General features: G+C 55.1%; 17 protein-coding genes, 1 tRNA gene and 1 pseudogene. 5 read left to right on the forward strand and 14 right to left on the reverse strand.

Annotation, left to right across the window (positions count from 1 at the left end; genetic code table 11):
- Positions 1-18: 18 nt before the first annotated feature.
- The 8 genes from K9U38_RS15070 to K9U38_RS15105 form a co-directional block, all read right to left on the reverse strand.
- On the reverse strand, positions 19-2,601 hold the full coding sequence (locus K9U38_RS15070) for a rhamnan synthesis F family protein (RefSeq protein ID WP_224495167.1): 2,583 nt from the start codon (positions 2,599-2,601) through the stop codon (positions 19-21).
- Between the two features lie 69 nt (positions 2,602-2,670).
- Positions 2,671-3,567 (reverse strand): NAD-dependent epimerase/dehydratase family protein, encoded by an 897-nt coding sequence (locus K9U38_RS15075; RefSeq protein WP_224495168.1) that lies wholly within the window; start codon positions 3,565-3,567, stop codon positions 2,671-2,673.
- Complete coding sequence (gene rfbC, locus K9U38_RS15080) at positions 3,564-4,094, reverse strand: dTDP-4-dehydrorhamnose 3,5-epimerase (protein WP_224495169.1); 531 nt, start codon at positions 4,092-4,094, stop codon at positions 3,564-3,566. The genes K9U38_RS15075 and rfbC overlap by 4 nt, the downstream gene beginning before the upstream one ends.
- 86 nt (positions 4,095-4,180) lie before the next feature.
- Positions 4,181-4,924 (reverse strand): ABC transporter ATP-binding protein, encoded by a 744-nt coding sequence (locus K9U38_RS15085; RefSeq protein WP_224495170.1) that lies wholly within the window; start codon positions 4,922-4,924, stop codon positions 4,181-4,183.
- A gap of 37 nt (positions 4,925-4,961) precedes the next feature.
- On the reverse strand, positions 4,962-5,768 hold the full coding sequence (locus K9U38_RS15090; RefSeq protein WP_224495171.1) for an ABC transporter permease: 807 nt from the start codon (positions 5,766-5,768) through the stop codon (positions 4,962-4,964).
- 327 nt (positions 5,769-6,095) lie between these two features.
- Positions 6,096-8,147 (reverse strand): glycoside hydrolase family 99-like domain-containing protein, encoded by a 2,052-nt coding sequence (locus K9U38_RS15095; RefSeq protein ID WP_224495172.1) that lies wholly within the window; start codon positions 8,145-8,147, stop codon positions 6,096-6,098.
- A 2-nt stretch (positions 8,148-8,149) separates the two neighbouring features.
- Positions 8,150-10,177: a glycosyltransferase gene (locus tag K9U38_RS15100; protein WP_224495173.1), complete on the reverse strand. Its 2,028-nt coding sequence runs from the start codon at positions 10,175-10,177 to the stop codon at positions 8,150-8,152.
- A gap of 250 nt (positions 10,178-10,427) precedes the next feature.
- The gene (locus K9U38_RS15105; RefSeq protein WP_224495174.1) at positions 10,428-11,855 is read right to left on the reverse strand and encodes a phosphomannomutase; all 1,428 of its coding nucleotides are present in this window, start codon (positions 11,853-11,855) and stop codon (positions 10,428-10,430) included.
- Between the two features lie 131 nt (positions 11,856-11,986).
- On the opposite strand from K9U38_RS15105, the gene K9U38_RS15110 reads away from it, so the two are divergent.
- On the forward strand, positions 11,987-13,150 hold the full coding sequence (locus K9U38_RS15110; RefSeq protein WP_224495175.1) for a class I SAM-dependent methyltransferase: 1,164 nt from the start codon (positions 11,987-11,989) through the stop codon (positions 13,148-13,150).
- A 1-nt stretch (position 13,151) separates the two neighbouring features.
- Here K9U38_RS15110 and K9U38_RS15115 read toward each other — a convergent pair whose 3' ends face one another.
- Positions 13,152-14,297 carry a putative sugar O-methyltransferase gene (locus tag K9U38_RS15115; protein ID WP_224495176.1) on the reverse strand — a complete coding sequence of 382 codons (1,146 nt, stop codon included), beginning with the start codon at positions 14,295-14,297 and terminating at the stop codon, positions 13,152-13,154.
- A gap of 207 nt (positions 14,298-14,504) precedes the next feature.
- Between K9U38_RS15115 and K9U38_RS22140 the strand changes: the two are divergent.
- The 3 genes and pseudogenes from K9U38_RS22140 to K9U38_RS15130 all read left to right on the forward strand — a co-directional run.
- A pseudogene (locus K9U38_RS22140) lies at positions 14,505-14,608 on the forward strand (DUF1515 family protein); the annotation flags it as partial.
- A gap of 95 nt (positions 14,609-14,703) precedes the next feature.
- Positions 14,704-15,066 (forward strand): acyltransferase family protein, encoded by a 363-nt coding sequence (locus K9U38_RS22145; protein WP_224495177.1) that lies wholly within the window; start codon positions 14,704-14,706, stop codon positions 15,064-15,066.
- Positions 15,067-15,151: 85 nt separating this feature from the next.
- A complete protein-coding gene (locus K9U38_RS15130) occupies positions 15,152-15,613 on the forward strand; it encodes a hypothetical protein (RefSeq protein ID WP_224495178.1) in 462 nt (153 codons plus the stop codon).
- 243 nt (positions 15,614-15,856) lie between these two features.
- Here the strand turns inward: K9U38_RS15130 and K9U38_RS15135 are convergent, their stop codons facing one another.
- From K9U38_RS15135 to K9U38_RS15150, 4 genes are all read right to left on the reverse strand, one after another.
- On the reverse strand, positions 15,857-18,304 hold the full coding sequence (locus K9U38_RS15135) for a glycosyltransferase family 2 protein (protein WP_224495179.1): 2,448 nt from the start codon (positions 18,302-18,304) through the stop codon (positions 15,857-15,859).
- A gap of 187 nt (positions 18,305-18,491) precedes the next feature.
- Positions 18,492-19,181 (reverse strand): class I SAM-dependent methyltransferase, encoded by a 690-nt coding sequence (locus tag K9U38_RS15140; RefSeq protein ID WP_224495180.1) that lies wholly within the window; start codon positions 19,179-19,181, stop codon positions 18,492-18,494.
- Positions 19,182-19,472: 291 nt separating this feature from the next.
- Positions 19,473-20,126: a membrane-anchored protein gene (locus K9U38_RS15145; RefSeq protein ID WP_370631952.1), complete on the reverse strand. Its 654-nt coding sequence runs from the start codon at positions 20,124-20,126 to the stop codon at positions 19,473-19,475.
- A 169-nt stretch (positions 20,127-20,295) separates the two neighbouring features.
- On the reverse strand, positions 20,296-20,517 hold the full coding sequence (locus K9U38_RS15150; RefSeq protein ID WP_224495182.1) for a hypothetical protein: 222 nt from the start codon (positions 20,515-20,517) through the stop codon (positions 20,296-20,298).
- A 419-nt stretch (positions 20,518-20,936) separates the two neighbouring features.
- On the opposite strand from K9U38_RS15150, the gene K9U38_RS15155 reads away from it, so the two are divergent.
- Positions 20,937-22,718, forward strand: coding sequence for a B12-binding domain-containing radical SAM protein (locus tag K9U38_RS15155; RefSeq protein WP_224495183.1), 1,782 nt, complete (start codon positions 20,937-20,939; stop codon positions 22,716-22,718).
- Between the two features lie 400 nt (positions 22,719-23,118).
- Here the strand turns inward: K9U38_RS15155 and K9U38_RS15160 are convergent.
- A tRNA-Leu gene (locus tag K9U38_RS15160) sits at positions 23,119-23,203 on the reverse strand.
- Positions 23,204-23,233 lie beyond the last annotated feature (30 nt).

Here is a 23,233-nt window from a genome sequence, read left to right on the forward strand (position 1 = left end):
TTATGGGTGGAGACCGTCTCAAACTGCACTTCGCAGACTGAAAGCAGCTTGGCCATCGTCCTCGAGACTGCCGGCCCGCATTATACGATCCAACTCCCAGCGGATTGTTTTCGTGGTTGCTTCGGCCGAAAAGAGATCATGCGCGTAAGCCCGTCCTTTCCGGCCCAACTCATCTGCCAGTTTCCGGTCAGCGAATAGAGAGCGCATCGCCTGCCGCAAAGAGTCCCGCGCTGGATCTGCCCACAAGTATTGAGCTGGATATGGCGCGTTACCTTCTCCGACTTCAACAAGCTTGTAATCCAGCGGCCATGCCGATTCGGAAGACACGAAATCTGCCGATCCTCCGTACGGTGTCGCGATTACCGGTTTTCCGGCGCCCATGGCCTCCAATATCGTCAGTCCTAGCCCTTCGGAACGATGCGGGGATACATAGCAATCAATCAGTTGGAAGAGATCGTGCATTTCAGAATCTTCCAGCAGGCGGTCCATGAATATGATATCCGGTCGCTGTTCGGCGATGGAGAGTATGTCTCGAATCTCTGGGCTATCGACATTGGAATAATGAATCTTCACCAGGCAGCAGGCGCCATCACCGGGTTCAAATTCTTCGACATACGCGTCAATGAGTGCCTTAGGATTCTTGCGTCCCAATATGCTTCCAGCATCGGCAGCATAGAAAAATACAAATCGATCGTCCGCGAGTCCAAAATCATCCCGTGTCCTGGTCGAAGCGACGGTTTGCCGTTCGAGCATTGGACGGACTACCCGAACCGGCCGCTTTGTTACAGCGGTAAGGGATCTGGCCATGAATGTGCTCGCGCACCAGATTTCATCGAATCTGTGGAGGGTTTCGTGCCATTCAGGTAAGAGCGAGGACAACTCCCAGTAGGGAATAAGAATGTTATACCTATCGGGTCCGACAATTTCTTCGAGCGGAGCCTTGTCGAGAAATCGTGCGCTTGCAAGCAGATCAAGATTGAGGTGAACGAGATTGATTTGTTGACTGTCAGTTGCAGGATATAGAGCCGGCGTCGGGCGAAGACGCTCAAATCCCTGGCTCCAGGGGATCACGTTGAGGGGAATCCCGGCCCTCATAGCGCAGGAAGCGTAGCCTCGAGCACTGATGCTCACACCATTGATAAAGCCAACGGGACCGATCAGGTTTACTCCAGCTTCCTGTCCCGCGGGTGCAGCCCATCGGCGCAGAGGCGTGGGCGGGACGATGGACAGAGCTGCGTGCTGTTCCAGTGCATGCTTTCGCAACAGGGCAGTCAAGCTGTGTTGCAGCGGCTTGCCTGGTGCCACCTCAATATTGACCTTTGCTCCCCATGGGCCGGTCCCATGGAGTTCAGTCAATCCAACGTGGCCATTCTCCATTGTCGCAACGAGACCAAAAAAGCGCTCGATCGCATGGGCAATTTGACCGTCGTTCGTCCCGTCCTCCGCTTCAAAATCAAGGCCCTCGAGGAACATCTGGAGAGGCTTTTCCAATGCCCGGGGGCTTATCCAGAACATCGTACCCGCAAAAAAGCCCCACTCCGATGGAAGTCTCCGCCCCGGATATAGCCGCTCAATCAGTCCGTCGATCTTGGATTGATTATCCATCATGTGTGTCGGCCCGGAGACATACAGGTCGTTCGGACCTACCAGAAGCAAATCCGGATTGCTTTGAAAGCTGCAGAGGATTCGGGTGACCAGGAACTCGTTCCCCAACAAACCTTGGAGCATAAGCCTCCGCCATGTCGCAGGCTCTGTCTGCCCTTTCTTTGTATGAACCTTACAGATCGCGGTATAGTTTTTGTCGATCAGTAGCGGTAGGACAGAAAGAAATGGGCCAATGTCTCGGCCGGCATTATCCACTTCCAGAACTATTGCATCAGGAAATGTGTCAAGTATCAGCTCTCGTAACGCGGCCGCCGCTTGTTTGGGCACGGTTACATAGAGGTCGAACGCTGTCGGTATATTGCTAAAATAGGATATGACCTCATCCCAGAGGTCCTCATAAAAAAGATGGGCAACGACCGCGACCTTTATGCCCGACGTGAGCACATTGGAATCGAAGGTTGATTTTCGTGCATCCTTGAGTTCGAAATAGTGTTCCAGCGGGTTCTTGCCATTGGCGTCGGGGTTTTGCCTGCGATACCAGCCAGTGTCGAACAGGAGATTGGGATCCCGTTCACCGCCCGAAGAGCGCTCTGTGTAGTCGAGAAGCGGGTTGATTCCGTTTCTCGAAAGCTCTGGATACTTCATGGAGTACCAGTTGGTATCAAATACCGGATTAGGATCCCGTCCCTCCGCAGCACCTTGTTTCAGGTAATGAACCAGCGGATTTGCTCCAGTGCGCTTAACCTCGGGATACCGCGTGAGATACCATTTGGTATGGAAGAGAGGGCTTGGATCGCGTCCCTCATCGGCACCATGGGCCACATAATGGAAAATCGGATCCATCCCTGTAGAACGTACGTCTTCATATCGATCGAAGTACCAGGCCGAATCGAAGAGTCCACTGGTGGCCAAGACCTTGCTGTTCCGTCGATTCGTCCATTTCTTGAGTAGCGGACAAACGATCTTGCGGCCAATTTGGGTTAGTTGGGAGAACATTAATCTTTCAAACCTGCTAAATTCGTACACCGGAGCGTACGATGCTGATCATCCACCGCCAAACACGACTTATTGATGTTGCCGCCACCAGTCGATAGCATCCTGCAGGCCTTGTTCCAACGAAATGCGTGGCGTAAACCCGACTTCCTGGCGCAACCGCGTGGTATCAGCAACGAGCCGAGGCGGTTCATTGGGCCGCATCGGGAGAGCGCCCAGATTCAGGAGTTCCGAACGTCCGGTAAGCTTTCCGAGCCTTTCAATGACGTTCCGCAACGCGATTGGCTCGCCAGAGGCGATGTTCACACTGCCTTCAACCGTACAGTCGACAAGAGCGGAAAACGCGCCAGCAACCTCGCGGCTGTCCAGGAAGTCTCGCAATTGTGTTCCGGCGGTAGTTTCCGCCGCACGTCCTGCAAGCAGGTTGCGGATGATTGAAGGGACGAGCCGCTCGGGCCTTTCATGGGGTCCGAACGACAAGAACAGGACGCCCCAGGCGAAGGAAAGACCGGTCTGGTGGGAATAACTTTCGATCAGTCGGCGAGCATTTTCCTTCGCCGCCCCGTAGAACGTTGCCGGTTCGCGTATCGCATCCTCGCGCACATAATCCGGCAGATTGGTCCAGTCATATTCGGCGCATGTCCCTGCAGCAACGAATCTCTCGCCACCCGAGAGATGGAAGGCGCGCATCAGGGAGAGCGTGGAAGCAACCCAGGAAATATTGTCGGGTGCAGACCAGAAGCCGGCGCCCACGTCCCAGGCCAGATGAAGCAGATGGGTCGGTCGCACCGTCTGCACCAATTCAGTACCCGCACCGGGCTGCATGAGATCAACGCCGTGCCATTGCGTCTCCGGCATATCGAGAACATGGCGCGCGCACGCATGGACCTCATACCCGCGCTGAACCAACTCGTGCAGACAATGCCGCCCGAAGAAACCCGATGCGCCGGTAACGAGAACGCGCTTCACCGCTTATAATCCGGATAGGTGGCATCCCGCTCCGACAGGCGTTGCGGCGGCAGGGGCCAATCAATTGCAAACACCGGATCATTCCAGCGAACGCCGCGGGCAAAGTCCGCCTTGTAGGATTCGCCCATGTGATAGAACACCTCGCAATCTTCAACCAGCGTCTGGAAGCCATGGGCGCATCCCGCGGGAATATAGAGAGCGTTGCGCCGATCGGCGTCCAACTCGACACTGATCCATTGCAAATAGGTCGGTGATTCTACACGCAGGTCGATAGCCACATCCAGAATACGTCCTCTGGTGCAGCGTACAAGTTTGACTTCCGGATAAGGCTCGGCCTGAAAATGCATTCCACGCAACGTTCCCTGATGTGGATTCCAGGAAACATTGCACTGAGGGAATTGGTCAATCAAACCGTTTTTTCTGAAAGTGTCGGCGCAGAAAGTTCTGGCAAACAAGCCCCGCTCGTCGACAATTGCGTCGACCTCAACGATCATGACGCCGGGGAGTTTTGTTGGTGTGATTTTCAAGCTCAGGGGCCTTCCAGATAGCGTTTTTGTCGAAGCTGCGGGTTATCGCGTGTGCACGACAGTCAAGAACTACATCACCCTTGTGGTCAATGGCCGAAATACGCGGCGGTAACTGTTGCCGCATCACCATCCATGCGGATACTTCCATGCTCCAACCAGATGATCCTGTTGCAATTGCTGAGGAGGAGCTCACGCGAATGACTGGCTATGATGAGTATCTTTGTTTGGTTGACAAGTTCGTGCAGGCGCTGATTGGCCTTGTCCTTGAACCCTTCGTCGCCCGTCGCCAGCCATTCGTCCATGATGAGGATTTCCGGCTGAATGACGGTGGAAATGGCAAATGCCAGTCGCAGTTGCATACCTGACGAATAAGTGCGCACCGGCATATCGAGGAAGCCGCCCAATTCGGAGAAGTCTTCGATCTCCTCGCGACGGGTCTCCATTTCGCGCTTTGTAAAGCCCAAAAGCGCGCCTCGTATGGCGATATTCTGCCGACCGGTGGCTTCGGGGTCGATCCCCAAGGAAATGTTGATCAGAGACGTACAATTGCCATCGATTGCTACGTTGCCGCCTGTAGGATGGTATACACCACTCATTACGCGAAGAAGTGTGGTCTTGCCGGATCCATTGTGACCGATCAATCCCAGCCTGTCACCTTCTTTGAGCATGATGTTGATGGCATCAAGTCCACGTATGACAACATGGCCGTCAGAGTCAGAGCCGATCGTTCCGCCCGTAGCCAAGCTTATTACCTGGTTTTTGAGGGACCGGCTTCTCGCATTGTATATGGGAAAATCAACCGAGACATTTTCAAGAGTAATTGAAGTCATTCTGCCTGCTCATAAAAGAGTTAAAATCAGCGTCTTCTCAAAGCCAATAAGCAATCCGCGATCGATAGCGACCAAGGAACCACAAAGCAACGCCCCAACCTATCACGGCCATTCCGATCGAAAAAAGCCAGTTGATACCGGTCCCATGGCCACCCAGAAGCGGCTCCCTTACGATGCTGACGAGGTGATAGAAGGGGTTGAAGTCCAGCATGAAACGTGAGGCGCGTTCCGGTAGCTGGCTGGGCATCCACATTATCGGCGTCACATACAAACCGACTTGCATGATATTTTGGACAATTTGCGTCAGATCGCGATACCGAGTGCAGAGGATCGCCAGAACAATCGAAATCCACATCAGATTTATTGTTGCAATCACGAACCCTGGTATCGCCAGAAGTGCATAGAAATTGACGAATTTGCCGAATACCAATAATATTAGGGGGAATATAATCAAATTATGACAAAATATAATTGTGTTTCTCCAGCACATCCTCATAATGTATACGAAGAATGGTATTGGCAGCTGCAATATAGTGTCAGCATTTGCGATAAAGGTTACGCAACTCTCGTTTATTACTTGAGAGTAGTAGCCCCAAAGAATCAAGCCCACACAAATGAACGGCAGGAATTCTGACATTGGCGTGTTGAATATAGTGCCGAACACGAGGCCAAGGGCACCGATCAAAACACCCATGTTGATCGTGAGCCAGAAAGCTCCGATGCTGGACCGGCGATAGCGCTGTGCAATATCCTGCCACCCAAGAAGTGCCGCTAATCGGAACTTGGAAAGTGCCTCTGACACATCCTCCTGTGCAGTCAGATTGCGCGACTTAACTTTGCTCATGGAAACTCGATCTCTCGTCTGGGCGAATTATGGATGCTCGAGTTAGCACAACAAATCCAGTCGGGACAGTGACCAGTAGTCACATCCGCTAGCGAACCGGGTTAAAGTTGAGCGGTTCCCAGGTTAGCAGAGCGCCTTGTTGAGCGCATATGCGTGAGTGCAAGGTTACTTCCGGTGGCGAGGCCGGCTTTACAATTTGCGTGGCGACGCATCGTTGGATTTTTCTGCGGAGTACTTGCGGGAAGATTCAGATTCGATCCCAGGTGCCATTGGCAATGGTATCCTGGGCCCCGTTCCGGGAACTCCACCTGTGTCGTATCCCGATCTTTACTGGCTACGCTTGGCGTAGGTGTACGGCGCGACCGGCGGCAACGGTTCTCCCATGATCTCGGCGCCAGTGGCTCCACGGAAACCGGTACTGCGTGCGGTGAGGGTAATAACCCGTTCCACCGCATGAGCGAGCGTACCATCGACCTGGCCACTTTCCGCGGCGAAGTCTGCATTCGAAAGCGGCGCATCGAGCAGGGGGGCCAAGGCGCCTAACCGGCACCAGAACATGCTGCCGGCGACGAATGTATCGGTGGATACGTCAGGCTGGGCGATACCTATCAGCGAACACAGGTATTCAACGTTGGCCTCGTTCGCGCCCCAATAGAAGCCCAGCGGCTGAACATGCCCTTCCGGTGCGACAACGCCCAAGCCTGGGTCAGCCGAGAACGCATCGACAATGGCCCGCGCCCGCGCCGGCGCGGCGAGCCGGTTGACCAGTTCCGAGCGCCATGTCGCGCCATCGTCGCGGTGGGTAGAGCGCTTGGTGTGGAGCTTGAGCACCACATCCTCGCCCTCGTCGAACAGGCGCCCGGCGAGGCGTAGGAAGGGCAGTATGTCGCGACCGCGGTTCGGTACGATGACCAGTTCGGCATCCAGGTTCAGGCGTTCGACTTCGCTGCGCACGGCGTGTTCCCGCTCGACAGGGACGGTGAGGATGGTACGGAATGGCAGGCCCGTCGCGCGCAGTGCATCGACAAGTTCACCGAGCAGGTCGGGATACCACACATGAATTACTACGCATGGACGCTTGCGAGGCGCGGGCGGTGAACGGAACGCACGGCGAATTGCCTCAAGCCAGGCATAGCCGTGGCGAGCGTCGGGCTCGAGCACGGCGCCTTCCGCCCATTCGTTCCAGGCGTTGACGAACACCAGAGGTGCACCTGGCGCACGTCGGCGCGCGCTGTCGATCGCATGGCGTGTCCATGCCTCGAATGCACGTGGTGTCGCGTGCACGTAAGTTCGGCCGCGCCCGCTGCGGCGAGCCTCGTTGTCCCAGCCAGGGTTAATTCCCGGGTACAGCAGGTAGCCCGGATCAGTCGCAGCCATCGACTGTGTTGCCAAGTCGCGCCAATCAAGGATCTCCCCGGTGTATTCAGGGTTGATCAGCCGGTGCGCGGACGTGACCGGAGCAAGGCTTGTGTTGTTTGGCGGGAATGCCGCGGCTGCATCAAAGCCGATCGTTGCAGGGTCGACATTATCGAAACTCTGTACGTAGACGAGGTGGAGATCGCCGACACCATTGGCCTGGCACCATGCCCTCCACCGCTTGGCCGTCGCGCGCGCATCCGGCAAAAGTCCAGGCCGGTAGACCATCAGCACCGGCTTGCCGTCCACCCTTAGATAACGGGGATCTTTCAGATATGGCGCTACGTACGCGATAAATGCCAGGTCGTCCGTGGGGCTGTGCGCCTGGCCGATCAGTACATCGTTCGCCCGGCCATCCCAACGGCGCGACCAGTTTTCGTTGGCCCAGCACAAGGCGATCGGGAAATCGATCGTGCTGTCGTCCAGCCATTGCCGTAGCGGAGCCTCAAGCAGCGTCTTACCGGCGAACCAGTAGAAGTATGTCGCGAACGCGCTTATACCGTACGTGCGCGCAAGAAGCGCCTGTTCCCGCATCGTTTCCGGCAGGCGCAGATCGTAGAAACCGAGATCTCCCGGGAGGCGCGGCTGGGCATGACCTTCGAACTGAGGCAGGGCGCGCGTGACGTTGCGCCATTCCGTGAATCCCTTGCCCCACCACGCATCGTTTTCCGGCGTCGGATGAAACTGGGGCAGGTAGAAAGCGACCATCGTCGCGGGCAAGGGCGAAGGAAGTTTCGCCTCGCTACGTTCGGTGTAACCGAGCAGACGGTGGCCAGCATGGTCAAGGGCGCGGTGGACCGATGGCCCTGCGGCCTTGCCCGCGGGGCCAGTAGGCACCAGGTCGGCGAAACGTGCCAGGAAGTGCTGGCGCAGGCGGTCGCGAGTGCGCACGGGCATCGGCGTCAGCCGGAAGCCGAGACGGAGCAGGCGGAAAACGAGCTGGCGAAAATCAGGTGACGACATGTTCAGTTAATGGCCTGGCGAAGCGCGTCACGCGCGGCAGTCGCCGAAAAGTGGTTTCGAACGTTTTCAAGAGCATGCTCGGACAAGGAGGCCCACAAGTGCTCGTCGCCGGCCAGACGTTGGTAAGCCGAGGCGAAATCATCGGGGGTATTCGCAACGAGCACGTCGACACCATCGGCGAGTTGCATGCCTTCGGTAGCGACGCCGGTGCCGATCACTGGCAAGCCATGGCTCATGGACATGTTGACCTTGCCCTTCACGCCCGCGCCAAAACGCAGCGGTGCAATCGATGCTAGGCAATGTGCTGTCAGCGGTTGCAGGTCGTCCACGCGGCCAAGCATGTCCAGGCCAGCCTGCGCCAGCTCGGAGCGCTGTTCCACGGGCACGTCGCCTGCCACGAAAATCCGGACTGCGGGATCCAGCCGCCGCAACGCCGGGAGGATGTCGCTGGCCATCCAGCGCATGGCATCGGCGTTGGGTGGGTGGCCATAACCGCCCACGAATAGCAGGTCACGGCGTCCCGCGAAGCCAGCAGTGCGACCATGCACCTCGTGGATGTTGGACAAGAGCAACACGCGTGCCTCCGGGAGCAACCGTGCAAGCAGCGAGCGCTCGAACTCGCTCACTACGAACGTCGCATCCGCTGATGCGATCACGTCCAGCTCCTGCCGACGCGTGGCCTGCGCCTGGCGCGAAAGGCTCGCGCTGCCTGCCTGCACGGCCGCACGTTCCTCGCGAAGGAAATGCAGGTCTACCGTGTCGAAAATGACGCGCGCAAGCGGTGCGTGGCGACGGACAAAACGCTCATACTGGGTTGCGACGGAATGCCTGCAAAGTATTGCAGAATGGAGGTCGGCACCATGAGCGGCAATCCATGCAGGGATGCTGGCATGCCATGGTCGTGCAACGACTTCCACGCCGAGCCCGCCCAGCATGGTGATGTCGCGCTCGGAGACGTGGCCGTCATCGGGCGCGAACACGACATGCAAGCCTTCGGCGACCAGTAGCCGCATCATGGCGATCAACCGGACGGATCCAGAGTCGCGGGACGCATCCGGCGTACTGGTGTCGACCACCAGTATGCTGCCGCGCCGCCGTTGTCTGTCGATAGTGGTAAGTGGGGTTCCGGGCGCTGGCTGCCTGGTCAGCTCTTCTTGCCACTTCTCGGCAAGCTTGTGCAGGTTGATCGCCTGGAAACGCTTCATGCCCGAATCGGGTGCCGCGGCCGAACTTATGCCCTCGGCATGGATGACGACGCTATCGGGCACGTAGCGCACCGTGAAGCCGCGATCCCGCACAGCGAACGCAAGGTCAGTATCTTCGTAGTATCCGGGAGCGAAGCGTGGATCGAACCCGCCAAGATCGGCGAAAAGTTTTGCCGGGATGGCGAGCGACGCGCCGGACACGTAATCGACTTCGCGGGCATAGCGATAGGCCGGATCGCGCCTTGACTCAAAACGCCCGATGTTCCAGGCCGATGCGTCGGAAAACACCCACGCCCCCGCTTCCTGCAATCGGCCATCCGGGTAGACGAGCTGGCTGCCTGCCACACCGGTGCCGGGAAACGCATCGAAGGCACGCACCAGTGCATCGGCCCAACCCTGGGTAACTTGCGTGTCGTTGTTCAGGAAAATGAGCACCGCGCCCTTTGCTACGGCGGCGCCTGCGTTGCATGAGCCGATGAAGCCGAGATTCGTCTTGTTCTGCAGCAGACGTATGCCGCCCACGTTGCTCAAGACGGCGACTGTGTCATCTGGCGATGCGTCATCGATCACGATCACCTCGAACGGCATGCCGGGCGGGCGCGCCGCGATCGAATGCAGGCAGGCGAGGGAGTACTCAATTTTCCCATAGACCGGGATGACGATGGATACCTCGGGTACCTTGGACGTCGGCAGAGCGAGTTCGCCAAGGGCCGTGCCCACGGGGAGCATGTCGAGGCTGTCGTCTTCGGCCGGTCGGCGGACCAGCTCCTGCGAAATGCGGGCAAGCGTCCCCCGCCAGCCGCGCAGGGCAATACTGATGCGCATTCGCTGGGTCAGCGAGCGGAGGCGCCTGTAACGCCAGGAAAGGTGGTTCGACACAGCTGGCCTACTTCAGGGACTGATCCGTGATTTCGCGATTGTGCTTACCGCACTGGCAACGTTTGAACAAGGCACCGAAACGGCGCTTAATATCTATATATCTGCGGGCATGAGCCCCGACCAGGCGAAGGTGCGCACCGGAGCATGTAGGCCACTGTACCAATCAAAACGAGTGCGCGGCTGTAAGGAATGCGGGCTAGTCACGTGCAGCCAATTCACGCTTCGCGTGCGCCAGCCCCCATTCAAGCAACTGTTCGGCCCGCTCGTCACTGGCTGCCTCCGCATAGCAACGCAGTTCTGGGGCATTTCCGGAAGCGCGATAGTGGACGACTTCGCCAATGGAGAGGACGACCCTGACGCCGTCGATGGCGTCACTGTCCTTGATTGTGCCTAAAGCAGCGAAGAAACCGGCACGCGTGGCGTCATCGTCACGCAGGATTTGCAGGAAGGGGCTGCTTTGTTCCGCCGAGACATGTTCGATACGGCCGCTGCGCGTGAATCGTGAAGGCAACCCGTCCATGAGTTTGGACAGCACAACACCATCCCTTGCCGCCATGCCGAGCACGCTGAGGATCGGCAGCATGGCATCACGCGTCGGCAGCGCTTCGAGCTGGCCGCTGTCCATGGAGACCGACGAACCAAGCAGTACGCCGCCATTGGCCTCGAAGCCGACGACACGGCGATTGCCGTCCTTGACAGCCTGTTCCATGCCTTCGATGACATAGGGCGATCCGACGCGCGTGCGATACACCTTGGCGAAGAGCCCACTGAGCTCGATGGCGGTATTGGAGGTAACTGGCGTGACCACCGCGTCGGCATTCAGAAAACGTGCGGTCAAAAGCCCTAGGCTGTCGCCGCGCAGAAACACGCCGGTTTCGTCGGCAACAAGCGGCCGGTCCGCATCGCCGTCGGTCGAGACCAGCGCATCGAGCTTGTATTTCCTGGCTGCGGCATCGGCGAACGCGACATCTTCGGGGCGCAGGGCTTCCGTATCGACGGGAACGAACACATCCGAGCGGCCAAGCGTGACCACATCTGCGCCGAGTTCCTGCAATATGCTTACAATGAGGTCGCGCGCGACCGAACTGTGCTGGTAGACGCCAATGCGTTTGCCGGCCAAGGCCCGGGCGCCCAGCAACGCAATGCATCTTTCACTATAGTAATTCAACGCATCGGGAACGATCGCGACCGGTTCGGTCGCAGCGGATGATACGAACCCATCCAGCTCAAGGACAGCAAGAATGCCAGCTTCGTCGGCCTTGTCGATCTCGCCATCGGGGCGATAGAATTTCAAACCGTTGCGGTCAGCTGGAATATGGCTGCCCGTCACCATGATGGCCGGCACCTTAAGGGTCATGGCCCGCAATGCCAGCGCCGGGGTCGGAACCGGTCCGCAATTTTCGACGTTCATGCCGAGTTCCTGGGCCGCGGACACGCATGCCGCCGCCATCTGCGGACTGCTGGAGCGCAGGTCATAGCCGACGAGCAGCGTCCCATCCGTGGGAACCGAATGTGAGTTTTGCATGTGTTTCAGAAACGCAAGCGTATATGCCCGGCAAACCGCATCGGGCAATTCCGTGACCAGACCACGAAGGCCGCTCGTTCCAAATTTCAAACTGTTCATTTGTATGCCAGCGTTCCGGAAAACATCGCAGCGTGAATCAGCGGCGGTGAAGGATGGGTCGAGTGAGCACTATAACGAGCGCAAGGACTTTTTGATACTGAAACCGAATACCAATTTAGCAGTGAGCTCGCATGCTGAATAATGTGTCTGCGGGAGCACCCAACATACCTGAGTTGAATTCCGGATTGCAACTTATCGTCGAGATGTATAGGGGAAACGCATCAAGAAAAAAGGCAAAAACTTTCATGGCGCTCCCCACTCTTCGAAAGATATTCGACGAACATAAGCGTTTCGGCTCTGACAAGTGGACATCCTACTTTGAAACCTATGACAATCATTTCAATAGGTATCGGGATAAAGCCATCACTTTGCTAGAGATCGGTATACAGAACGGCGGTTCTCTCGAAATCTGGGGCAAGTACTTTCCCAAGGCGACCCGTATATTGGGATGTGATATCGAAGAGAAGTGCCGAGACCTCACGTTCGAAGATCCACGGATTGAAGTTTTTGTCGGCGATGCGAACTCACCTTCAATTTATGATAGCCTGATCAAGGACACGCCGAGTTTCGATATTATCGTTGATGACGGATCTCACATCGTCGAAGACATCATCCGTTCATTCGCCATGTACTTCCCCAAGCTGAAGCCGGGCGGCGTGTATGTGATCGAGGATCTCCACACCTCCTATTGGCCGCAGTGGGGCGGCGGTACGGACTTGACGCTCAGTTCAATGGGATTTCTGAAGTTGCTGGCCGATGTGCCTAACAAGGAGTTCTGGCGCGACGGTCGTCCGGATTTTAATCTGCTTGAACCGTTCGCCAAACGATACAACGTCGATATCGATGATGCCGATCTGAACATCGATGAGATTTCCTTCAGCAATTCAGTCTGCGTTATCCGGAAGGGCGAGGACGGCTTCGAAAACCGGCGCCATATCACGGGTACCGAATTCCGTGTCCAGGATTGCAACTGGCTACTCCCCTTGTCGGGCACACGTGAGCTGGTGGAGCAGTTGAATGTTAGTGGCCGACGGCCTGAATCAACCGATATGCAGCGTGAGTTTGTTACCGTGCTGCCAGAGGTTCTGAAAAACAGGGCCGAGCTTGCGAACCTGCGGGAACAGCTAGCGGCGTCTCAGCATCATGCTGAAAATCTCCAGCAAGCGCTCGAGCGCAAAGAACAGGCGCTGGCCAACGTAGAGTCTCGATTGTCAGCGGTTTACGCCAGCACGTCTTGGCGGATGACCAAGCCAATCCGTGCCGGCGTCGCATTGTTGAGAGGTGGAAAGCGCTGATCTATCGGAACAAAGTCACGAGTTTACGGAGGGGTTCGGTCATCCGCCATGATGTGCTTTGAAGCACCGATGCGAGCATTTCCTTGCTGTTGTCCTGACGGAAGCTGAACACCTCTTCCACGTAACCGGCCCTCAACCAGTATAGGTGGCGTGACCGAGCACTATCTGGATACGACTTGTCGATTACTTGCTTGACGGTGAAATGATTGGCTTCATGGTTGATGGACAGGAATGTCCCGGCGTTCTTGCTGATCCATTCTACATAACCGGAGGCCGTCTTTTCACCCATTTCCGTTAGTGAATCGACGTTGAGCACAACGTCCACAGGACCGATCGCGTGAAGTTCAGATGGAGGAAGCAGAGCGACGCGGTTACCGCGAGGTTCGGAATCCCCGATCATCCAAATGGCATCTTCGCCGAGCGTTGCTGAAAGGAAAAGCGCTTGTCCGACAATGGTCATCGGGAGGTCGATAATGCTGTATCGTATTCCCAGCTGATGAGCGTAATACGCTGTTCGACCCATGCCCCCGCCTATTTCAAGGCAGGTGTTTCCTGAGTGGCGACGGATCAGCAGCGCCTGATAGATGGCTTGGACTGCACGTTCAGTCACTATTCCCTTTGATGTCACCAGTCCGAATTCTCCTGCAAAGGGGTTAGGAAAATTCAGCTGCGTTCCCATTTCCTGCTGGATAAAGTCAAAGCATTTATCGACCGGGTCTGACGACGGTTTGGTCTTGTACGGATAATTGGCACCGCCTTCCGGATTGAAAAGTATCCTGCCGCCAAGCGAGACGACTAGATCCTCGAGCATCGAATGCAGTCGTTCCCCGTTCTTCCAACGGTCCTCTATCCAGGTGTCATTGTCCATCATGGCCATAATGCCCTTGGCCAAAATGTCGACGCCATAATAAAGGTCGGTCTTCTGAGGATCAGACAGCAGATCCATGAGCGCGCCGCCATCCGACATAAGAGCCTCGTGGACGTCCAATTGCTTCGAACCGATCATAGACCAGAGAAATGAATCCTCCGGTGTTGGCGCTCGTTGCAGTGCAACGCGATAGGAGGCCTTGATCCGATTGATAAGAAACGGAGATGGCACGAAACCTGTTGTTACACGCTCTACCGGAAACGTTGCGTTGTAGTTCATTGCTTTCCCCCAATTGATGCTGTTCTTAGCATTGTCGAGATGCACTACAACAGTAATTATTTCATCCGTGTGAACTGTGGCGTCAAAGTCTTCATTCAGTTTGGGGAGTCATCACGCCCTTTTACTCTTTTCAACGCATCGACTGTCACGGAAGTGGGTGACATCAAAACTGAGATCGCCACGATTACCACTCAGGTTAGAGATAACAAAAAAATTACAGAACAAGTGAAACAGTGGAAGCATATGGGATAGGTGCTCTTGGAGTTGTCGGTCTTGGTGGTGCTGCGCTGGGCGTGACACCTGCCAATTAGTTCGAATGGGTCGCTAAACTGTATCAGAGATAAGATATGCAATTCCCAGCGCTGTTAGGAGAAATGATGATAACCTCCTAGTCTTGGGGGACTTAATGGACCAATTGAGAGGGATCACGGCTTCGACCGTTCGGCCGGCGCTCGTGAAATATAACAACGTTCAGGTTTTGAGGGCGGTGGCTGCTGGTTTTGTCGCCATCTATCATTCGCAGGTCTATCTGAATATGTTCGTGGGTCCGAGCGCCTATGCGAGCCTGTTTTCCTCCAAACAATTGGGGTTTCACGGTGTCATCATATTTTTCGCGATATCCGGTTTTCTCATGGCGGACTTTGTGCAAAGGACGGATCCATGGTCGTTCATTCTGCACCGGATCGTAAGAATATATCCGCCCTATTACATTTGCCGCGGCCGCCTCGATAGCACTCTTGTTTTTTATGCCATGGAGGCCACAAATTGACGTACTTGGACTGTCTCTTGTGCCGGTTTATGCGCCAGGAGTTCTCGGAATAGAATGGACACTTGTTTTCAAAACCGCCTTCTAGTTGGTTCTGTTTCTCATATCCGTGGCGGGGCTGGCAAAATGGATTGATTGGTTCGCCGCTGGATGGCTGGTAGCTATTCTGTTGACGGCAATGTTTGCACCCGACATGCAGGTTTCAATAAACCCACCACTCGCCACATTACTCCTATCATCCATGAATGTGGCCTTTGCTGCTGGACTTTTGTTGCCTCGGCTGATGAGGGTAATCACCTTTTGGCCGCTCGCGCTGATGATCGGTGTCCCTTTGATTGCAATAGGGACGCCTGATGATAGGGCAACACTGAAATGGACCGGAGGTCTTTCCTGCGTCCTTTTCGTAGGCGCAGCGGCGCAATTGCCTCAAATCAAGAACGAAAATTGGTTCTCTAGATTGGCTGTGAGGTTTGGCGAATGGAGCTATGTCACCTATCTGGTTCACTGCACGGTATTTTGGCTGCTGTTTCAAGCGTTTGCGGGATATTAACACCCGACAAGAGTATGGCTTTTGGGTCTAACGTTTGTTGCGGGTGTCACAATGCTACTGGGCCCGGAGACGTTGCTCGTTATCGGTCGCTACGTAGCGTTGTAAACAAGCTGTCGGTGGCAGGTAAGCACATGCCAGCCATGGGGCCTACCTCTCGGCGTTTGTTTTCTTTTGCACTATCGCAATAGTGTTGTCCGGATAGTCCCCGTTTCCAGATGCATTAGGGGACATTTTGTTTCGGGCCTAGCTTGCCTTCTTTAGTTCGCGACTGGACGACGTTTCTTCGACTACCAGTTCGACCGGCATTGTCTTTCGCCCGCGGGTGGTCGATGCCTTTTTCTTTGCCGGCTTTTTCTCGGCATCCGCTCTCTCAATGGGTTGTGAGAACGGACCATTCTCAAGATCTTTGAATACATCCATCAAAGTCACATGGTCGCCCGCACGTAGGAAAACCTGCTTGGCGTTGTACAGATAAGCGCTGGATTCCCGATCGATCCTGCCCACCATGGGCCCAAAATAGCGGGGCAGGAGCAGCGACAGCTTGTGAAGGATATTCACCTTGAGCATCCAAAGCTTTTCATCGGTCGACAATTGGCTCCAAATTTCCTTGCCCCGCTGGTCTCTCCGCAACCAGTTGAACATCGAATGGTGAGATTTGACGTATTGCCAGATCTGAACCTTACGGTAGTGCTTGAAATCCGGTTGGCGCGACTTGTCACCCAGGGCGCTCGCCAGATAAGCCATCGTGACGATGTATTCAGAATTGTACCGGTTGCCGGGCAGAATGTGTTTTGCGACCTCACCATAGATGCGGTCGTTGGCGACGTCATGGTTTAGAACCTTGAAGCCGTCGTCGATCTTCGCATTGATCATCGTAAAGCCGAATGAAACCTTCGAAACGCCTTGGAAAGCGAGGGGTTTCGGTTCCGCCACGACCTTTATCGCGGATTCAAGCACCAGGTTGGCAAAGTAATAGTCCGGGAACGGTGAGTGCAGAACCTCGCCATCAACGCGAATTCGGTCGAGAAGAGCACGGCTGCAGCAGAACGCTGGCATATTGAACATGAAGGAACGGCGCATTTTCAGCGAGTTGTCGACAGACGTTCTCACGACTTTCGGATCGACTACGAATGGGGCATCTCGGCCGACGAGGAAGTCCGCCATCTGCAGGTCGGCGACGTAGCCTGGTCGATGGCCGGGAACAACGCCCGGATGCATGAACTGATATAGATTGGTGAATATCAATTCCGGATTGTCAAAGTGATCTATTAGGTAGTTCATGCGCTCAAAATAGCCCGGTGCGATGCCATCGTCATCGCCAACCATCGTGATGAAATCGCCGCGTGCCATATTAATGGCGCGGTTCCAGCTACCTGTCACCGGCAGGAATTCGTCTGACCGCTCGCAGCGAATGCGCGGATCCCCAATGGCCCGGATCGCCTCGCCGACCGGCTCCTTGGAGCAGTTGTCAAATACGACAATTTCCCAGTTGCTGTAATTCTGGTTGGTAACGGTCTTGATGGCATCGAGGACGAGATCGAGACGATTGTGGGTCGGTATCGCGATGGAGAACAAGCGTTCCTTCTTGGCCTTTGGCATGTCGCGGAAATGTTCGATCCGTTCAGTGATCGAAAACTCGCGATGGAAAGGAGTTCGGAAAATTTCCGCATTGTCATCAATATCAGGATCGTACCCACCCCAAGACATAATTCGGTGGGCAAGCTTTTCTTCCGCCGAGTAGCCGTTGTAGCTGTCGGTCTGATTGTCTGACGCCAACAGATTTGATTGGTTGCCTGACCTGAATGCTCCACACGTCGGCCATTGCTCCATGGAATAGCCAACACCATCGGCGCCCACAACGAGCAGTTCGAGACCTTGTCGCATCATTGAAATCGATAGGCCTTCCGTGCCGCTCTCGAATTTGCAGCATGCGATCTTGCCTTTGTCTTCCAGTGTAACGGCAAGCAGGTCCTTCCGGCGGACCAAAAAGGCCGTGCTACGGATGTGCGGATTCGGAAACCGGGGAAAGTCTCTAAAATTGCTGCAAAACCCGCCGTTCTGGCTGAGAGTCTGTGCCCATACACCGGAATACTCTTCCTGAAGTGACTCATTCGATGGCCTGTTACGCAGTGTGTCGCTCAGGAAACGGCGGATGCGAAGTTGTTTCGACTTCGCAGCCCGCAACATGTGCGGCGCGCATTGGTTGATCAACCATGCATAGTTGCGTACAAAAGCTCGATCGTAGCGGGCCGGAACCGCTGTACTCCATGAAACGAAGTTGACGACCTTCCAGCTATTGTAAAGGCTTTCGAATGAGCCCGTGGCGCCGACCAATCCTACACCGGGCTTTGACATGTTTGCCCAGAGCTTGGCAAGCCAATTGTCTGTTCGCAGGCTCGTAAAGGTGTTTAAGCAGCAAATATACTCATTATCGATCTTGCGTGCCGCTTCCTGGTAAGCGTGGATGTCCAGACCGATGTCGTCTTTGACGTGTATGATCTTGTGTTTGATGCCTGTAAAAACTGCGCCGATCGCAGCATACTCGCCTGGCTTCTCGAATCCCTTGCAAACGATGTATAGATCATGATCCTCACCGGCAGGATGCCGCCGGTAGGTTTCGGCAAAGGCCTCGAAAGAATGAAAACCCTCGTGAAGCCTGGCCAAATAGACCACTGCAATTCGTGACGACATAAGCGAATTAATCCTTTTGGTCGCGGGGACTAACCCTTGGCATACTGTTTTTTGGGGCAGAGGCCAAGCTTTAACGGTCAATGATCAGTAACTTATCAATATGAAGAAATGATAATGCAATGCTCGGCGCCGCGGCCTACGGCTGGTTGGGCCAGGCAGAGTAGTTGCTGATCTGATTGGCAGAGCGTCAGTGCTTTTTCAGGATTGCAACTGTTTGGCCAAGTGCATGCCCGTTCCAGCGCTTGGATGGTCCGTCAATAATCTCCGTGACTTTGAAGCCCGCGTGTTTGGCCCAGATTTTGATTTGGGAGCGTTCAATGAACATGTTGAGATGCGGAGCCTGAAGGGCGCGCTGCGTGTCTACTGTGTTTTGGAAAATGCCCCAATGTGCTCCTTCAGACAACTCCAGGAATGAGAAAACAAACGTTCCACGCGGTTTGAGGACGCGGGCGATGTCTTGCAGGTAAATGTAGCACTCGGCCTGCAGCAAATGCGTAAAGACGCTGAAGGCATAGGTTATATCGAACGATTCGTCTGGGGCAGGTACGCTCAGCGCCTGGTGTTTCACAAACCGGTAATGATCAGGCGTCTTCGTCTTGGCATAGTCGAGAAGCGGCTGGACGATGTCAGTTCCAAGGAATGACTTCAGATCAACCTTCTTTGCTAGTGCATGGGCGACGCGGCCGGAGCCACAGCCGAAGTCGAAGACATCCATACCGCTTTTAGCGCCGGCATAAACAACGATCTGGCTGGCAATGTCACCAATCAACTCATACCCGCCACCTACTGCCAGGCTCATAGCCTCATCGAGCGGATGCTGGGAAACGAGCTCGTTCACGTGCCTCTCGTAATCCTCGACAAAGTGAAACTGCGCCATGAATGCTATCGCGCTCGTGAAAGAATGCGCTTTGCCTTCACTCGTCGTTCTCGGAATAACATGAACAAGAAAATTGCTATTCCCCCAGCTAAACCGGGACCAAATAGCGCACAGACAGTTGATACGTTGCTCATCCTCTTAGTCCTCCCGAATTGATTGTTGAGCAACCCCAAGAACTGATCAAATCACAATCTGGCCCATACGAATCTTCGCCGCAGAGCGTTGCTTTTTTGCCACCACGTCGGGCGATGGCTGCCTTGCGCCTTTGTTCCACCTCTTCGCCGCGCGCATTTACCGTAAGGAAGCGCGATCCCTCATGATTGGTTTTGAATCAACAAGCGGGTAGCGCGAATTGTATGATTCCAGGGCCTGTTCATCCCAGAGTGGCAACCCGGTCGATTCAGCCACCTCCGGATCGGCCGTGTATAGGGGATAGCCTTTGGTCTGCAGGTCAACCAATATTTCCCGATCCAACTTGGCGTGCAACCTGACAAGGTTGGCGTCGTTGTAAACATGCCCACTTGAATCGGGGTTTATGCCGGAAATGATAATTGCCGTGGCTTGGTTATGTATTGCAAAAAGCACAGCGATAATTCCGTTTGAAACTTTCGTCTCGGCGTCCAATTCATTCGCACATGATCCAATCAGATTTCTTGTGAGCGCAAGGCGCTCATACCGGTTTACGATACGGACACGGTCGCATTGGTAATCGAAGCCTTGTAACCTCTCATTCAGCTTGGAAAGACCTTCCCGCCAAAGCAGGGCATAGAGCATCCGTGTTCGCTCTCCCTTGAGCACACGACGGACCTCAAGCGCATTCATATTCATTCCATCGAATTGCCGCGATTGGATAAACGTAACGTCCGGAACAGCGATGCCCCATTTCTTTGTCACAACCTGTGAACCGTTGATTGTAATGACGCTGAAGCGATCATCAAATCCCACTGGCTTGTGCGCTATCGGAGCAGATCCGACAATCAATACGGGTCGAAGAAGAGGTGCCGGTAGGGTGGGGGGACTTTTGCGATAAATATTGTACTTCAGATTGCGAAACGCGAGCTTCAATCCGCCGAGCCGCTTGTGTTGCGCCATGGTCATCCTCCTATCCGGTGAATTAACGCAGTTTGGCAATAATTACCGGTTTCAGTGAGCTTGAAAAGAAGGTTGAAAAAATCAGCAGGATACTCTCCAAGATCATATCGCTAATCCTGGGCTCGTCATGGCGTTCGTCAATGGGGGTTTGCGCGTTTCCTGAATGGATCGCTTTCTTGCTTGGAAAGATCACGCCAGCCTGGCGTGGTCCCAAAAGTGCGCATACCGTAGATATTTCGCCCATCGCTCCCAACTCCCTTGCATCGATAGTGTATCAATATCGATAGTGTATCAATGGAGGCAGCTGATCAAATCCGTCGTACCGGTTATAAGTTTTTCGGTAGCGCCGGTTGCCTTTATATCACCGGCTCTAGTTCCCCGTAGATTTGGTGGCGCTTCCTTTACGCTTAAAAGGCTGGCGTATGCTATTGGACATCGCTGCAGCGCCGCCCCTATTGGCAAAATCTTCTCGTTTCACGCCATGGCCTAACCTATGGGCGGTGGCAATTCCGTAGCTGAGCTCGAGCGCGATGGGCGAAACAATTGTCATTTGAGACATTCGGGGGAAAGTAAGATACGGTATGTTGCAAACACAATTTCAGTTTCGTCTGTTCAAAATAAGAGCGCGTTTAAGGCAGCTGCCTCCAATTGGAAAGATTGATTTTGCCACATGCTCCCGAGGCTCCAAGTCGACGCTTCCAGCTGGTCCTGATCAAGCCCTCGCACTATGATGACAACGGATACGTGATCCGTTGGTGGCGGGCAATGATACCGTCAAATTCGCTGGCAGCGCTGTACGGCATCGCCGAAGACTGTGCGGATCGACAGGTGCTCGGTCCCCATACTGCCATCGACATCTCCGTGATTGACGAGACAAATACGCGAGTCGATTTCTCGTCACTCCTCGCGAGATTTCGGCGGAACGGAAACCTCGGATTGATCGCTTTGGTTGGCGTGCAGACGAACCAATATCCTCGCGCGCTCGACATTGCCCGGCCTTTCCGCGAGGCAGGACTACCGGTCGCCATCGGTGGCTTTCACGTATCCGGCTGCCTCGCCATGCTTGATGGACATGCGGTCGGGCTCGATGCATGTCGGGAGATGGGGGTTTCCATATTTGCCGGCGAGGCCGAGGGCCGGCTTGAGACCGTACTTCGCGATGCGGCGGCCGACCAGTTGCGACCGCTTTATAACTTCATGAACGATCTACCGAGCATCGAAAGCGCACCTGTACCATTCCTGCCGAAACGTCATGTCGAGCATACGCTCGGATTGAGTGCGAGCTTCGACGCCGGGCGCGGCTGTCCGTATCAATGTTCATTTTGCACGATCATCAACGTGCAGGGGCGCAAATCACGTTTCCGCTCCGCCGATGACGTAGAGGAGCTGGTGCGCCTGAACTGGGCGCATGGTATCCACAAGTTCTTCATTACCGACGACAATTTCGCTCGCAACAAAAATTGGGAAGTTATCTTCGATCGGCTGATTATGTTGAAGGAGCGTGATGGAATCCCGCTTGGCTTCATGATCCAGGTCGATACGCTTTGCCATAAGATCGAGAACTTCGTCGAGAAGGCCAAGCGCGCTGGAGTCACCCGCGTTTTCATCGGGTTGGAAAACGTCAATCCGGACAATCTCGTTGCGGCCAAGAAGGGTCAAAACAAGATCACCGAGTATCGCAAGATGCTGCTCGCGTGGAAGGCCCAAGGCATTATGACGTTGGCCGGCTACATCCTAGGCTTTCCGTCGGATACACCCGAAACCATCCGGCGCGACATCGCCATTATCCAGGATGAACTGCCGCTCGATATCATCGAGTTCTTCTGCCTGACACCTTTGCCCGGCTCTGAAGATCATCAGTCCCTGTGGAAAAACGGCGTTGAAATGGCTAGTGATCTGAATATCTACGACGTCGAGCACGTCTGCACGGGCCATGCGAGGATGAGCAAGCAAGAGTGGGAAGACATCTACCGGGAAGCATGGTCCCTTTATTACACGCCGAAACACATGAAGACGTTGTTGCGTCGAGCGGTTGCGACAGGCGTCCCGCTTGGCAGCCTCGTCAAGGTGCTGGTAACTTTCGCGACGATGGTACACGTCGAAAACGTGCATCCATTGCAGAGCGGTCTCTTGCGCTTGAAACGTCCATCAGAACGTCGTCCTTCTATGCCCCGGGAGAATCCGCTTGTCTTTTGGCCTCGAAACGTCTGGGAAACGATGTCAAAGCACGTCGTCGTTGCTGGCGCGGTCATGCGGCTGGTTGCGACTGCCCTCGTGATTGCACGAGATCCAAGGTCGGGTGAGTACACCGACCAGGCCCTCAAGCCCGTTGGCGCTGACGGAGATGAGACACTCGACCTTTTCACCAAGACGACGGGTGGTGGTGCGGCAATCACCCACGCGAAAAGGATTGCACGACTCACTCACCCCGACCGAATAATTTAACGGGCTCGAATCAATGCTCTTGCCGAATACATTCGGGCGACCGACCATTGAATGGCATCCGCCCTTTCCCGGCCGAGCACCTCAACCATTTCGCGATGAATTGGCCCGAACACCTGAGCCTGTATGCGCCGCCTGAAAAGAACCGGCATATCGGAGCGGCTCACGCTCCAGCCATATTTCCTACGTCGTTAGCCCACCACGCGGCCATCTTAACGCGTTCGTCTCAATGCAGTGCGCGGTGATAGGGCCCGCCTGACTTGGTCCGGGTTCCAAAGTCCCGCGCTTGGCGCGTACCATCGTTGGCGTTGGACGCAGATTGGACGCCAGAAAACAAAAAAGCCCGGAAAACCGGGCCTTTTGCATAATTTCTGGACCGTCTCGACGGTCTGAAACTTGGGAATGGTGCCCAGAAGAGGACTCGAACCTCCACGCCTTGCGGCACACGGACCTGAACCGTGCGCGTCTACCAATTCCGCCATCTGGGCAGCGGGGTCTCATGTAAGGGGCCCACTTGA

The organism is Phyllobacterium lublinensis (assembly GCF_020164435.1).
GTDB classification, from domain to species: Bacteria; Pseudomonadota; Alphaproteobacteria; order Rhizobiales; family Rhizobiaceae; genus Phyllobacterium; species Phyllobacterium lublinensis.